The 13,764-nt window shown below is 45.5% G+C and carries 14 protein-coding genes; 13 read left to right on the plus strand and 1 reads right to left on the minus strand.

Annotated elements, in window-relative coordinates:
* Nucleotides 1-140: 140 nt before the first annotated feature.
* Nucleotides 141-1,025, minus strand: a complete 885-nt coding sequence (locus tag AC6R05_RS11895; RefSeq protein WP_500647524.1) for a DUF72 domain-containing protein — start codon at nt 1,023-1,025, stop codon at nt 141-143.
* Between the two features lie 306 nt (nt 1,026-1,331).
* Here AC6R05_RS11895 and aspS point away from each other — a divergent pair, with 306 nt between their 5' ends.
* The 13 genes from aspS to tolA all read left to right on the plus strand — a co-directional run bounded on the left by aspS (nt 1,332) and on the right by tolA (nt 13,755).
* Nucleotides 1,332-3,116, plus strand: a complete 1,785-nt coding sequence (gene aspS, locus AC6R05_RS11900; protein WP_500647470.1) for an aspartate--tRNA ligase — start codon at nt 1,332-1,334, stop codon at nt 3,114-3,116.
* Between the two features lie 137 nt (nt 3,117-3,253).
* The gene (ruvC, locus tag AC6R05_RS11905) at nt 3,254-3,775 is read left to right on the plus strand and encodes a crossover junction endodeoxyribonuclease RuvC (protein ID WP_032549418.1); all 522 of its coding nucleotides are present in this window, start codon (nt 3,254-3,256) and stop codon (nt 3,773-3,775) included.
* Between the two features lie 153 nt (nt 3,776-3,928).
* Nucleotides 3,929-5,389, plus strand: a complete 1,461-nt coding sequence (locus AC6R05_RS11910) for a methyl-accepting chemotaxis protein (RefSeq protein WP_500647471.1) — start codon at nt 3,929-3,931, stop codon at nt 5,387-5,389.
* A gap of 91 nt (nt 5,390-5,480) precedes the next feature.
* A complete protein-coding gene (ruvA, locus tag AC6R05_RS11915; RefSeq protein ID WP_500647472.1) occupies nt 5,481-6,092 on the plus strand; it encodes a Holliday junction branch migration protein RuvA in 612 nt (203 codons plus the stop codon).
* Nucleotides 6,093-6,214: 122 nt separating this feature from the next.
* Entirely contained in the window at nt 6,215-7,225 is a 1,011-nt protein-coding gene (ruvB, locus tag AC6R05_RS11920) for a Holliday junction branch migration DNA helicase RuvB (protein WP_500647473.1), read from the plus strand.
* A 555-nt stretch (nt 7,226-7,780) separates the two neighbouring features.
* The gene (cydA, locus tag AC6R05_RS11925; protein ID WP_032549413.1) at nt 7,781-9,367 is read left to right on the plus strand and encodes a cytochrome ubiquinol oxidase subunit I; all 1,587 of its coding nucleotides are present in this window, start codon (nt 7,781-7,783) and stop codon (nt 9,365-9,367) included.
* A 13-nt stretch (nt 9,368-9,380) separates the two neighbouring features.
* The gene (cydB, locus tag AC6R05_RS11930) at nt 9,381-10,517 is read left to right on the plus strand and encodes a cytochrome d ubiquinol oxidase subunit II (RefSeq protein WP_032549412.1); all 1,137 of its coding nucleotides are present in this window, start codon (nt 9,381-9,383) and stop codon (nt 10,515-10,517) included.
* Nucleotides 10,518-10,548: 31 nt separating this feature from the next.
* Nucleotides 10,549-10,656 (plus strand): cytochrome bd-I oxidase subunit CydX, encoded by a 108-nt coding sequence (cydX, locus tag AC6R05_RS11935; RefSeq protein ID WP_000270284.1) that lies wholly within the window; start codon nt 10,549-10,551, stop codon nt 10,654-10,656.
* Nucleotides 10,649-10,951 carry a cyd operon protein YbgE gene (ybgE, locus tag AC6R05_RS11940; RefSeq protein WP_032549411.1) on the plus strand — a complete coding sequence of 101 codons (303 nt, stop codon included), beginning with the start codon at nt 10,649-10,651 and terminating at the stop codon, nt 10,949-10,951. Before cydX ends, ybgE begins: the two co-directional genes overlap by 8 nt.
* A 165-nt stretch (nt 10,952-11,116) precedes the next feature.
* Nucleotides 11,117-11,554: a tol-pal system-associated acyl-CoA thioesterase gene (gene ybgC / locus AC6R05_RS11945; RefSeq protein ID WP_150872871.1), complete on the plus strand. Its 438-nt coding sequence runs from the start codon at nt 11,117-11,119 to the stop codon at nt 11,552-11,554.
* The gene (tolQ, locus tag AC6R05_RS11950; protein WP_032549410.1) at nt 11,544-12,227 is read left to right on the plus strand and encodes a protein TolQ; all 684 of its coding nucleotides are present in this window, start codon (nt 11,544-11,546) and stop codon (nt 12,225-12,227) included. Before ybgC ends, tolQ begins: the two co-directional genes overlap by 11 nt.
* Nucleotides 12,228-12,230: 3 nt before the next feature.
* Nucleotides 12,231-12,674 carry a protein TolR gene (gene tolR / locus AC6R05_RS11955; RefSeq protein ID WP_032549409.1) on the plus strand — a complete coding sequence of 148 codons (444 nt, stop codon included), beginning with the start codon at nt 12,231-12,233 and terminating at the stop codon, nt 12,672-12,674.
* Nucleotides 12,675-12,687: 13 nt separating this feature from the next.
* On the plus strand, nt 12,688-13,755 hold the full coding sequence (tolA, locus tag AC6R05_RS11960) for a cell envelope integrity protein TolA (protein ID WP_500647474.1): 1,068 nt from the start codon (nt 12,688-12,690) through the stop codon (nt 13,753-13,755).
* Nucleotides 13,756-13,764: the final 9 nt, after the last annotated feature.

Here is a 13,764-nt window from a genome sequence, read left to right on the forward strand (position 1 = left end):
TCTCTCGACAGTCAGCAAATCAGCAGGCTTTCGCATGCTGAATAAAAGGGGGGCGTATTTTACGTAAAAAATGTCACTGTGTCACGAAAACTCAGGTTTCACTGCCAATACAAACTGCCAATGGTTTGGTTATAGATGAGTTAGAACATGCTGATTTGCGTATCGCCCTTGTTAACCGGGAATTCGGAGAGCTGGGGTAACTTGATATTGTGATGCTGCTGACATTGCTCGATAAGCTGTTTGTATATCGTTGCCGCCAGTTCTGGAGCATGGTCATTATCCGGAGTATGGATCATTAAATAAGGCTGTTTTCCTTCTGCCATCCATGTTGGAAGTTTAGATAACCATGGCTTGAAAAACTCTAAGTTGGGCTGCTCGTCGTGCTGACCAATAAAGCGAATCATTGGGTTGTCAGATGTCGCGATTGCATGCACAGGCACGCGAGGTTTTTTCTTGTGTGCATCAATAATTGCCTCAGTCGTTGGTGCTGCAGCAAATACTGGGCGACTGTCCATAATGATCCGGTTAATGTTCTCTTCAACTAACCATTGATTAAAGCGCTTTTCGTCGTCGCTTTTATCAAAAAAGCTAAGGTGACGTACTTCTACGCCAAGTTTCATCTCTTTCGGGAAGAGTTTGCAAAACTGTTGCAGCACAGGCAGTGATTCTGGCTCGAACTGGTGAGGCAACTGAATCGTCCATTGACCGATACGTTCATGCAGCGGTGACATGATTTGAAGGAACTCTTTCAACTCTGCTTGGCAGTGTCTAAGCTGCTGCTGGTGGGTGATGAATTTTGGCAATTTGAAGGTGAAACGAAAGTCATCGTGACTTGCGTTACGCCAGTTATTGACGGTAGTCATTGATGGCGTCGCATAGAAGGTAGTATTACCTTCAACGGTATGAAAAACATGACAATATTTCTCTAGTCTTTCTGCAGGTTTGGTGCCTTTTCCATAGAATTGGCTCTGCCACTCTGAGTGTGACCACATAGTCAGTCCGAGTCTTAAAGGTAATCTTGTCATGGTATCTAAAAGTGCTTTGGTTGCTTTAATCAAAAACACTCTACGAGACTTTTGCTGACTTGGGTACTTTCAATATATAATTAGCCCAATTTTTTCAGTGTTGATGAATATTTGTGCGAGATTTGTGCCGCTTTGGCTGTTTCGTGAGCTATAAAGCGTCAAAGCTGAATAAAACACAACAAATAGGCGTGGGAAAGGTCGATTTTAGACAAGTTTCCGCGTATAAATGGATCTTTGAATTGTAATTAGATTCGGTCTAGTTACAGTATAGAAATTAGTAATTATTAAAAGATTGGGAAATTCATTATGCGTACCCATTACTGTGGTAACCTGAACAAGTCCCTGGCGGGACAAACTGTAGAACTTTGCGGCTGGGTAAACCGTCGTCGTGATTTGGGCGGTCTTATTTTCATCGATATGCGAGATCGTGAAGGTATCGTTCAGGTAGTTGTAGACCCAGATATGGCAGATGCGTACGAAGTAGCTAACCAACTTCGTAATGAATTCTGTATCAAACTAACGGGTGAAGTACGCGTTCGTCCAGACAGCCAAGTAAACAAAGACATGGCAACGGGTGAAGTCGAGATCATCGCTAAAGGCCTTGAAATCATCAACCGTGCTGACGTTCTGCCACTAGACTTCAACCAGAAGAACTCAGAAGAGCAGCGTCTAAAGTACCGTTACCTAGACCTACGTCGTCCAGAAATGAGCGATCGCATCAAGCTACGTGCTAAAGCGTCTAGCTTTGTTCGTCGTTTCCTAGATGACAACGGCTTCCTAGACATCGAAACACCAGTACTAACGAAAGCGACACCAGAAGGTGCTCGTGACTACCTAGTACCTAGCCGTGTTCATAAAGGTTCGTTCTACGCGCTTCCTCAGTCTCCACAGCTATTCAAACAGCTGCTAATGATGTCTGGTTTTGACCGTTACTACCAAATCGTTAAGTGTTTCCGTGATGAAGACTTACGTGCTGACCGTCAACCAGAATTCACTCAAATCGATATCGAAACATCTTTCATGAGCGCGGAAGAAGTACGTGCAACAACTGAGAAGATGGTTCGTAACATGTGGCAAGAGCTTCTAGACGTTGATCTAGGTGAGTTCCCAATCATGCCATTCTCTGAAGCGATGCGTCGTTTCGGTTCTGACAAGCCAGACCTACGTAACCCACTAGAGCTAGTAGACGTTGCTGACCTAGTGAAAGACGTTGAGTTCAAAGTATTCTCTGGCCCAGCAAACGACGAAAAAGGTCGCGTTGCAGTAATCCGTGTACCAGATGGCGCTAAGCTAACTCGTAAGCAGATCGACGGTTACGGTGAGTTCGTTGGTATCTACGGTGCGAAAGGTCTTGCATGGATGAAGGTTAACGACCGTGCTGCTGGCATGGAAGGTATCCAATCTCCAGTTGCTAAGTTCCTAAGCGAAGACGTGATCAACGGTATTCTTGAGCGTACTGGCGCTGAGTCTGGCGATATCATCCTATTCGGTGCAGACAAAGCAAACACTGTGTCTGAAGCAATGGGCGCGCTACGTCTGAAACTAGGTACAGACCTAGAGCTGACAGACGAGTCTGCATGGGCTCCGCTATGGGTTGTTGACTTCCCAATGTTCGAAGAAGACGACGAAGGCAACCTACACGCTATGCACCACCCATTCACATCACCTCTAGGTGTGACTGCGGAAGAGCTAAAAGCGAACCCAGCGGCTGCTAACTCAAACGCGTACGATATGGTTCTTAACGGCTACGAAGTGGGCGGCGGTTCTGTACGTATCCACAATGCTGAAATGCAATCTGCAGTATTCGACATCCTAGGTATCGAAGCTGATGAGCAGCAAGCTAAGTTTGGCTTCCTACTAGACGCACTTAAGTTCGGTACACCACCGCACGCAGGTCTAGCATTCGGTCTTGACCGTCTAGTAATGCTACTTTGTGGTACAGAGAACATTCGTGACGTTATCGCGTTCCCGAAAACAACGAATGCTTCTTGTCTACTAACAGACGCACCAAGCCTAGCTAACCCAGCTGCGCTTGAAGAGCTAGCAATCGCGGTGAAAGCTGCTGAAAAGAAAGAAGAGTCAGCTGAATAAGCACGCTCTACTTTTCTTTAAATGACTCTTTCTTGGAGTGAATTGAAATGCCCGTTAATTTAACGGGCATTTTTTTTATGCTTCTATATACTAAGCTTATAAATAAAAGTATGTATAAATAATCAGTATTTTAAGTTATGTCTATTATTCTTGGAATCGATCCCGGCTCGCGTATTACAGGCTACGGGGTTATTCGTCAAAATGGTCGCCACCTGCAATATTTGGGTAGTGGCTGTATTCGCATGTCGGAGAAAGAACTGCCAGGACGCTTGAAGCAGATTTATGCGGGTGTTAGCGAAATCATCACGCAGTTTCAGCCAGACGTGTTCGCCATCGAGCAGGTATTTATGGCGAAGAATGCCGACTCGGCACTTAAGCTCGGTCAGGCCCGTGGCAGTGCGATTGTTGCTGCTGTAAATGCAGATCTTCCAGTACATGAGTACGCCGCACGTCTTATCAAGCAAGCCGTAACTGGCAATGGCGGTGCAGACAAATCACTGGTGCAAAACATGGTGATGAGCATGCTTAAACTCCCAGCAAAACCGCAAGCAGATGCTGCCGATGCACTGGGTGTCGCAATTTGTCATGCTAATACCAATAAAACGCTGATCGCGTTAGCAGGTAAAGCAACTACAGCGAGACGCGGCCGTTATCGTTAATCCTTCCAATTGATATTCCAATCGCCATCAATTACTTATCTTTGATATGAAATGAGACTTCAAAAACAGTTTTTGTTAAATAGGTTCGCATTCCATTTAACAATTAACTAACATTGGTCGGAGGTCTTACAAGTCAATCAAGGATGATTATCGATGAACCCAATTACATGGTGGCGATCGCTCTTTCTACCCAAAACTCATCAATGGGGCAGTAATGAGTCGCGACAGGCGGACATTTTATTACTGTTTACTTTCATTGCGTTTATCGTTGGACTCTACAGTCTGATCAAATGGAGCAAGCATGGCGAACAGCTATTAATTGCGACCTCTATCTTCCTCATTGTTCTTGAACTGGTTTCTGCCTTTGTTTTAAAGCTCTCGAAAAATCCAATCTTGGCCCTTAATTTTGGTTTTGTCGGCATGGCCGTTCATGCGCTAAACATCATTTATCAAAGCGGCGGGGTCGTCGATTCTACTCAAGCTTACTGGGTACCTTTGTTGGTGGTCGCTTTCTTCTTATCTGGAACCAGAATTATCGCCCTTACATGGAGTGCCTTAGTGATAGGCGTGGCGGTGGTAATGACCTCTATGCATTTGAACGGTGTAGTATTCCCAAATATCGCCCTAAATGAGCAGGCAATGGTGGTGGAGACCTGGTCTGGGGTCGTCATGCCATTGGTAGTGATATGCATAGCGCAAGCTTTTACTGCTAAACAGAAAGAGATTGCGATTGAGCAAGCCGAGGCTGCAAAAACAGAGAGTCAAAGTGTAGCTGCGCAAGCTACTCAGAGTGAAGCTCAACTCTCTGTTGTGTTAGACCACGCCAACAATAATTCACAGAGCTTGCAAGGCGTCTCAGTGCAGCTTGATCAGCAGTCAAAAGACCTCCACTCTCAAGTTGAAGTTCTAAACATGAACTGTGAATCTCAAGCGAGTGCCGCTGAGCAAATGAGTCAGCAGCTTCATCAGATGACGGAAGGGCTTGAGGAGTCCAACTCGTTCGTCAATGAACTTAAAGAGCGCAGCGAAGCGGTTGGAGTGAAAGCGCAGAAAAGCTCAGAATCTTTGGAAGCGTCGACCAATGCCATTAGCCAGATTATCCAAAGTAATCAAGAGATCATGAAAGTGGCAGACCTGATTACGTCAGTAGCCGAACAGACAAATCTACTGGCACTCAATGCAGCAATAGAAGCGGCGAGAGCAGGGGAACAAGGTCGAGGCTTTGCGGTGGTGGCGGACCAAGTGCGTGAGCTATCCGCGAAAAGTAGCCATTCTGCGATTGAGATCCGAACACTGCTAGACCGAAGTAAAGAAGAAGTTGAGCACGGGCGTACCATTATCGAAACCACGGAAGCTGAAATGAATGGCATTATTTCCGAGGTTCAGACCATCTCATCAGATGTGAATCAGCTCACTGACATCATGACCATGCAGATGGGATCTTTGCATGAGCTCGATCAGGCAAGTACTGAAGTTGCAAAGAGTGTCGCAGAGACCAAAACCGTATCAGGGCAAGTTGCATCAAACGGCATTCAGTTGAATCAACAAGTCGATCTCGTTAAGCAATTAGTCACAAGCCTGAATAGCGCGGTGTCAAACGCCAAACACGCCTAATTAATTCCCCAATCAAATAGAAAGAACTGGATAAGCATCCAGTTCTTTTATATTCTGTCCATCAAATAATTTTCCATCAAGAGAGTAAGTTGTGATCGGACGTCTTCGCGGTATTTTAATTGAAAAACAGCCACCAGAATTGTTAATCGAAGTGAGTGGCGTTGGCTATGAAGTACAAATGCCAATGAGCTGTTTCTATGAACTACCTGCTGTAGGCGAGGAAGCGATTATCTATACTCATTTTGTTGTGCGTGAAGATGCCCAGCTGCTTTATGGCTTTAATACCGTTAAAGAGCGAGCTCTGTTCCGAGAAGTGATTAAAGCTAATGGTGTTGGTCCTAAACTTGGCCTCGGTATCCTTTCAGGTATGACTGCAAGCCAATTTGTTCAGAGTGTTGAGCGTGAAGATATCTCAACGTTGGTTAAGCTTCCGGGCGTGGGTAAGAAAACCGCTGAGCGTTTGGTTGTAGAAATGAAAGATCGACTCAAAGGCTGGGGCGCGGGTGATCTGTTTACACCGGCAACGGATGCGGCTCCAATTGATTCAACACCGAATGTGCACGATGCTGAAGAAGAGGCGGTAAGTGCACTTCTCGCTCTTGGTTATAAACCAACTCAGGCTTCGAAGGTTGTGTCACAGATAGCGAAAGATGGCATGACAAGCGAGCAACTGATTCGTGAAGCACTAAAATCGATGGTATAAACTCGGTTTACCTGTATACATAAAATGCACTCCACAACACTTTGCCTTCAAGCTAGAGTCGGGGAGTGCAGTAAAGAACTTAAATAGAACAAGAGCTTGTCACTCTTGAGTTGGAATGACCTATGATTGAAGCGGATCGCCTAATAGCGCCGGACAACCCAGTATTCAAAGACGAAGACGTCATCGATCGCGCAATAAGACCTAAAGCGTTAGCGGATTACCAAGGCCAAGATCACGTCCGTGATCAGATGGAGATCTTCATCAAAGCGGCGCAACTTCGTAATGAAGCGCTCGACCACCTATTGATTTTTGGCCCTCCAGGTTTGGGTAAAACCACACTTGCCAACATCGTAGCGAACGAAATGGATGTGAATATCCGCACCACTTCTGGCCCGGTACTAGAAAAAGCTGGCGACTTAGCGGCACTTCTTACCAACCTTGAAGAAAACGATATGCTGTTCATCGATGAGATTCACCGATTGAGCCCAATGGTTGAAGAGGTGCTCTATCCTGCGATGGAAGATTACCAATTGGATATCATGATTGGTGAAGGCCCAGCAGCGCGTTCTATCAAAATCGATTTGCCTCCGTTCACCCTAATCGGTGCGACAACGCGAGCGGGCTCTTTGACATCGCCATTACGTGACCGTTTTGGTATTACGCAGCGCCTTGAGTACTACAAGGTTGACGACCTACAAAACATTGTACAGCGCAGTGCTGACTGTTTGGGGTTATCTATGGATCCTGAAGGTGCACTGGAAGTGGCACGTCGCGCCCGAGGTACACCTCGTATTGCTAACCGTCTGCTGCGTCGTGTGCGTGACTTTGCAGAAGTGAAGGGCAATGGTCATATTTGTGCAGATGTTGCTGACAAGGCACTTAACATGCTCGATGTCGACGCCAAGGGCTTTGACTATATGGATAGAAAGCTTCTGTTGGCGATCATGGAGAAATTTGGCGGTGGCCCGGTAGGTATCGACAATATGGCCGCTGCTATTGGTGAAGAGCGTGACACCATTGAAGATGTGTTAGAGCCGTATCTGATTCAACAGGGTTATCTACAGCGAACCCCAAGAGGACGAATCGCTACCGATCGTGCTTACCTTCATTTTGGTATCGACAAACCAAGTTAATTAATCGTTGTGTTTTATAAACCCTGGTTGCATAAGCGCCGGGGTTTTTAGTTTTTTATAGAATAACAACTCTTTGCGCGAGTCGATATTAGTCGCCGATATGCCATTCCAAAACTGAAAACATTGATTTCAAATTTGACGTCGCTAACAAAAATTGAAATAAGTTGTCATAATTCTTGTTAATACTTTATGGGTAGTTGTAATTCAAATGTTGATCGAGTGATAGCGGCATGTCACAGATATCATGCCTCGTTATTGCCAACCTAATAATTGGTGTGATTTTAATCATGTTTGGTTAAAAATAACTCTAAATTGCTCGTAGAAATTTGATACAAATCAACGCAGGGTTCTCCTATAAACCTTTTGAAACATACTGATTTTACCAGTAATATTAGCGCCAGCTATATTAGCTCATGCTTAACAATAATCTAACTATAACGGTACGTTTTTGCTACAAATTTCAACTTGTAATAACAATCACGTTAATTGTTTTAACATGGATTTTTGCGGTGAATAATCACACAAGTGTCATTCAGCCGACACAAAGGAGTTACCATGATTGATGTTGTTGATCTGTCGCGATTGCAGTTTGCACTGACAGCGATGTATCACTTCTTATTTGTTCCACTGACTCTTGGTATGGCGTTTTTGCTTGCCATCATGGAGTCTCTATATGTAATGACCGATAAACAAATTTACAAGGACATGACCAAGTTCTGGGGTAAATTGTTTGGTATCAACTTCGCTCTAGGTGTAGCAACTGGCTTAACCATGGAGTTTCAGTTTGGTACTAACTGGTCTTATTACTCTCACTATGTTGGCGATATCTTTGGTGCCCCTCTGGCAATCGAAGCGCTTGTTGCATTCTTCCTAGAGTCTACTTTTGTTGGTCTTTTCTTCTTCGGTTGGGATAGATTGTCAAAGCGTCAGCACTTAGCAGTAACATGGTTGGTAGCACTTGGCTCTAACTTCTCTGCGCTGTGGATCCTGGTTGCCAACGGCTGGATGCAGAACCCAGTGGGTGCTGAATTTAACTTTGAAACAATGCGTATGGAAATGGTGAGCTTCGCTGAAGTTGTCCTAAACCCAGTAGCGCAAGTTAAATTCGTACACACAGTGGCTTCTGGTTACACAACGGGTGCAATGTTCATCCTAGGTATCAGCTCTTACTACATTCTAAAAGGTCGAGACCTTGCCTTTGCTCGTCGCTCTTTCGCGATTGCTGCATCATTCGGTATGGCTGCGATTTTATCTGTAATCGTTCTAGGTGACGAATCAGGTTATGAGTTAGGTGAAGTTCAGAAAGTGAAGCTAGCAGCGGTAGAAGCTGAATGGCACACAGAAGAAGCACCGGCTGCGTTTACTGTGTTTGGTATTCCAAACCAAGAAACAATGCATACTGACTACGCGATTAAGATCCCTTACGTAATGGGTATCATCGCAACGCGTTCTTTCGATAAAGAGGTAACAGGCCTACGTGATCTGCGTGACGAGCACGTTGATCGTGTCCGCACGGGTATGTACGCATACGAGCTTCTAGAAAAACTGCGTGCAGGCGACAAGTCTGAAGAGAACATGGCAGCATTTGATGAAGTGAAAGGTGACCTAGGTTACGGTCTACTTCTTAAGCGCTACACAGAGAACGTGGTTGACGCGACAGAAGAGCAAATCCAAATGGCGGCGGATGATTCTATCCCGACTGTTTGGCCTCTATTCTGGTCGTTCCGTATCATGGTTGCGTGTGGCTTCATCATGCTATTCGTATTTGGTGCTGCGTTTGTACAAACGTGTCGTCAAAAAATCGAACAGAAGCAATGGGTTCTTAAAGCCGCTCTATTCTCAATCCCACTACCTTGGATTGCGATTGAAGCAGGTTGGTTTGTTGCAGAATACGGTCGTCAGCCGTGGGCTGTAGGTGAAATCCTACCGACAAACGTTGCAGCATCAGCTCTGACTATTGGCGAGCTTTGGACATCACTATTTGCAATTCTTGCGCTTTACACAGTGTTCCTAATTGCAGAAGTGTACCTAATGCTTAAATTTGCTCGCAAAGGCCCAAGTAGCCTTAAGACAGGCCGTTACCACTTCGAACAAAACGACAACTCTGTTGAAGACAAAGTTAGCCGTTCAGTAGAAGTATAAGTGAGGGAATATTATGTTTGATTACGAAATCTTACGACTTATTTGGTGGGTCCTAATCGGTGTTCTACTGGTAGGTTTCGCCGTGACTGATGGCTTCGACATGGGCGTTGCAGCTCTGTCTCCTGTTATCGGTAAGAGCGACACTGAACGTCGTATTATGCTGAACACCATTGCTCCTCACTGGGATGGTAACCAAGTTTGGTTAATCACAGCGGGTGGTGCACTGTTTGCTGCATGGCCTCTAGTTTACGCAACGTCGTTTTCTGGGTTCTATCTAGCGATGTACGTGACGCTAGCAGCACTTTGGCTACGTCCACTTGCTCTAGATTACCGTTCGAAGATTGAAGATCCAAAATGGCGTAAAGCTTGGGACTACGCGCTTTGCTTCAGCGGCACAGTTCCACCAGTTATCTTTGGTGTTGCTTTTGGTAACCTGCTTCAAGGTGTTCCATTTGAGCTAAACAGCCTGCTGATGTCTGAGTACAAAGGTTCGTTCTTCGCTCTACTGAACCCATTTGCTCTACTGTGTGGCGTACTAAGCTTGATGCTATTCGTTATGCAAGGTGCAACTTGGCTGCAAATGAAGACGACTGAGTCACTACACGAGCGTGCTCGAGGTGTTGCTCAAATCACAGGTCTAATCGCGGTTGCGTTATTCGTAGCTGGTGGTTTCTGGGTTCAATCTATCGATGGCTACGTGATCACAAGCACGCTAGACACAATGGCTGACTCAAACCCGCTAAACAAAGAAGTAGCAGTTCAAGCTGGTGCTTGGATGGCGAACTTTGAAACGTACCCAGCAATGTGGGCTGCGCCTATCCTAGGTGTGGTAATGCCATTGCTAGCGGTTGTCGCGTCTCGCTTTGAGCGTGGTGGTTTTGCATTCTTGTTCTCAAGCCTGTCAAACGCTGGTGTTATCCTAACGGCTGGTTTTGCGATGTTCCCATTCGTGATGCCTTCAAGCCTAATCCCGAACCACAGTTTAACAATGTGGGATTCAACAGCGAGTGAACTAACACTTGGCCTGATGACTGCAGTAGCGGCGGTAATGGTACCTGTGATTCTTGCTTACACGACTTGGACTTACTACAAAATGTTCGGTCGTCTTGATAAGAAACACATCGAAGATAATGACGTTTCAGCTTACTAAGCTAGAAGTTAAATAACTTAGGAGAAATTTTATGTGGTATTTCGCATGGATTTTGGGTGTACTTCTAGCATGTGCATTCGGCATCATTAACGCTCTTTGGTTAGAGCACTCAGAAATGATGGATAAAGACAGTGAGTAATCTCACTGAGCAAGTGACCAAGCTGCACCAACCTATGGACAAGACTCTTCTTCGAGTTTTGTCTCTAGTACTGGGTTTCGTGCATGTTGGCTTGGTTATGTGGGATCCTGAAGCCTACGCCGAGAGTATTGGCGGTTTCAATGCGGTCATCGGTCCAATGTTGATTTGGGCGGTGTGTTCAAGCATGGTTTTCGGGGTTGGTTTTAAGCCTAGAGCGTGGGTATGGCAATTGCTATTTAGCCCATATGCTTCACTCACAATTTTGCTCTACCTAACAGTGTTAAGGTTCATATAGCGGCGCAATGCCCGTGAATACAGGCTTTATCGCACTGTTTGGTTTTTAGCCGAAAAGAGGTCATCTTATACAGATGGCCTTTTTTTTCACCACACAAATCAAATATTTCATGCCGTTATACTATTAATGTCAAAGAGTTGAGTTATAGTGATATCTTTAACGTTTTTGTATTGTGGTATGAGTTTGCAGGGATCATCTAAGCCATTTACCTGGCCTGTCACCGTCTATTATGAAGACACAGATGCAGGTGGCGTCGTTTATCATTCCAACTACCTGAAGTTTTTTGAGCGCGCTCGAACCGAGATGCTGCGCTCAATTGGGGTATCTCAGCAAGTCCTTTTAGAACAAAACATCGGTTTTGTTGTCCGACACATGGATATCGATTTTATCCAAGGTGCGCGCCTTGATGATGCTTTACAAGTCATTACAAAGATTTATGAACTGAAACGTGCTTCCCTAGTATTCTGTCAGGAGATCGTAAATCCTGATGGCAAAGCATTGTGTAAAGCAATGGTTAAGGTAGCATGTATCGACAATCAGAAAATGAAACCTAAGGCTATGCCGACTTTTATTCTTACGGAGCTGACAAACAGTGACTGCTGAAATCTCAATTTTAGGCCTTATTTTAGAAGCCAGCTTACTGGTTAAACTGGTAATGCTTACCCTAATGGGTATGTCGGTCGTCTCGTGGGCGATGATCATAAAAAGAAGTAAAGTGCTTTCTCAAGCGGCGAAACACACAGAGACCTTTGAAGATAAGTTCTGGTCAGGTGTTGATTTGTCGAAGCTATACCAAGAAAGCAACAAGCGTAAAGACGAGCTGTCTGGTACAGAAGAGATCTTCTACGCAGGCTTCACCGAATTTGCACGCCTGCGTAAATCTAACGCGGCGTCACCAGATTTCATTATGGAAGGTACTGGCCGTGCGATGCGTGTTGCCGTTGCTCGTGAAGTCGATGAACTAGAAACCAACTTGCCGTTCCTTGCAACAGTTGGCTCAATCAGCCCATACATCGGCCTTTTTGGTACCGTATGGGGGATCATGCACTCATTCATCGCATTGGGTGAAGTAAAACAAGCAACGCTAGCAATGGTTGCGCCGGGTATCGCAGAAGCACTTATCGCAACCGCGATGGGTCTATTTGCAGCGATTCCTGCAGTAATGGCGTACAACCGATTCAGCAGCCGTGTAGGTAAGCTAGAACATAACTACGCGACATTCTCCGAAGAGTTCCACAGCATTCTTCACCGTCAAGCGATGGCTGGCAGGGAATAATCGATGGCAGGATACCAACCTAAAAAGCGCAAAATGACCGCAGAGATTAACGTTGTACCTTACATCGACGTTATGCTGGTTTTGCTGATTATTTTTATGGTGACCTCGCCGTTCGTTACTCAAGGTGTGGACGTAGAGCTGCCACAAGCCTCAACAGCAAAATCGGCTCAAGATCTTCTCGGTGACGATAACGCCAGCTTTATCATTGTTGAAGTAAATAAAGACGGTGAGCTAGGGCTAAGTGTAAACAATGAAGAAGTTCAACGTGGTCTGTCATTAGAAGAGATCATTGTGCGAGTGAAAGCGGAGCTTTCAATTAAACCAAATTCACCAGTGGCGGTTGGTGGCGATGCTGCAACGCCGTATGCTGAAGTTGTTTTACTACTTGATGAATTAAGCCGAGCAGGGGTGCCTAAGGTTGGCCTACTGACGGACATAAGGGAATAACTCCGTAGCATTCATGAAAACAAAAAAGACTAAATCGAATAGCTTAAGTACACCACTTATCGTGTCGCTAGCGCTGCACGTGGTGTTATTCGTTGTGCTGATTGTGGGTGCAGATTTTACTATGTCTGAGCCCGAGCCAAGCGGCCAAATGGTTCAAGCGGTTGTTATTGATCCGCAGCTCGTTCGCCAGCAAGCGCAGCAGATTCGTCAGCAACGCGAAGCTGCGAGTAAGAAAGAACAAGAGCGCCTTGATAAGCTACGCCGAGAAAGTGAACGCTTAGAGCGCAACCGTAAGGCGGAAGAAGAGAACATTCGCAAGCTGAAAGAGAAGCAAGCCAAAGAGGCAAAAGCGGCTCGTGAAGCAGAGAAGCGTCGCGTTGAGCAGGAAAAACAGCGTAAAGCAGAAGAAGTTCGTCTTAAGCAAGAGAAAGAGCGCGCAGCGAAAGCTGAAGCCGATCGTAAACTCAAAGAAGCCGCATTAGTTAAAGCGGAACAAGAGCGTAAAGCGAAAGAGGCGGCTATCGCAAAAGCAGAACAGGAACGCTTGGCAAAAGAGCAGGCGGCTAAAGAAGCAGCAGAAAAAGCACGCAAAGAGAAAGAAGCCGCTGAACGTGCTGAAAAAGAGCGTTTAGCGAAAGAGAAAGCGGCAAAAGAAGCAGCTGAAAAGGCACGTAAAGAGCAAGAGCGATTAAAGCGACTTGAAGAAGAGCGTAAGCAGCAAGAAGCGGCACTTAATGACATCTTTGCAGGTCTTGAAACCGAGGCTTCGCAAAACTCTTCAGCAAGACAACAATTTATTGATGATGAAGTTCAGCGATATGGTGCGATTTATACCCAGCTCATAGAGCAAAACCTGCTGTTGGAAGATAGCTTTAGGGGAAAATCGTGTAGGGTAAACCTCAAGCTGATCCCAACTGGATCAAACGCTATTTTGGGTAACCTTTCAATTCTTGAGGGTGACAGCCGCCTGTGTGCTGCGACGAAACGAGCAGTAGCCCAAGTGCAGTCTTTCCCATTACCGAAAGACCCAGATATCGTAAACTCTTTGAAAAACATTAACCTAACAGTATTACCAGAGTAAAAGGACGAA

The organism is Vibrio sp. R11-SG3-ISO9, assembly GCF_059834255.1.

Bases quoted from the DNA above. Each gene is read 5' to 3' on its own strand.
- AC6R05_RS11895 (WP_500647524.1), bottom strand. From the start codon at position 1,025: ATGACAAGATTACCTTTAAGACTCGGACTGACTATGTGGTCACACTCA.
- aspS (WP_500647470.1), top strand. From the start codon at position 1,332: ATGCGTACCCATTACTGTGGTAACCTGAACAAGTCCCTGGCGGGACAA.
- ruvC (WP_032549418.1), top strand. From the start codon at position 3,254: ATGTCTATTATTCTTGGAATCGATCCCGGCTCGCGTATTACAGGCTAC.
- AC6R05_RS11910 (WP_500647471.1), top strand. From the start codon at position 3,929: ATGAACCCAATTACATGGTGGCGATCGCTCTTTCTACCCAAAACTCAT.
- ruvB (WP_500647473.1), top strand. From the start codon at position 6,215: ATGATTGAAGCGGATCGCCTAATAGCGCCGGACAACCCAGTATTCAAA.
- cydA (WP_032549413.1), top strand. From the start codon at position 7,781: ATGATTGATGTTGTTGATCTGTCGCGATTGCAGTTTGCACTGACAGCG.
- cydB (WP_032549412.1), top strand. From the start codon at position 9,381: ATGTTTGATTACGAAATCTTACGACTTATTTGGTGGGTCCTAATCGGT.
- cydX (WP_000270284.1), top strand. From the start codon at position 10,549: ATGTGGTATTTCGCATGGATTTTGGGTGTACTTCTAGCATGTGCATTC.
- tolR (WP_032549409.1), top strand. From the start codon at position 12,231: ATGGCAGGATACCAACCTAAAAAGCGCAAAATGACCGCAGAGATTAAC.
- tolA (WP_500647474.1), top strand. From the start codon at position 12,688: ATGAAAACAAAAAAGACTAAATCGAATAGCTTAAGTACACCACTTATC.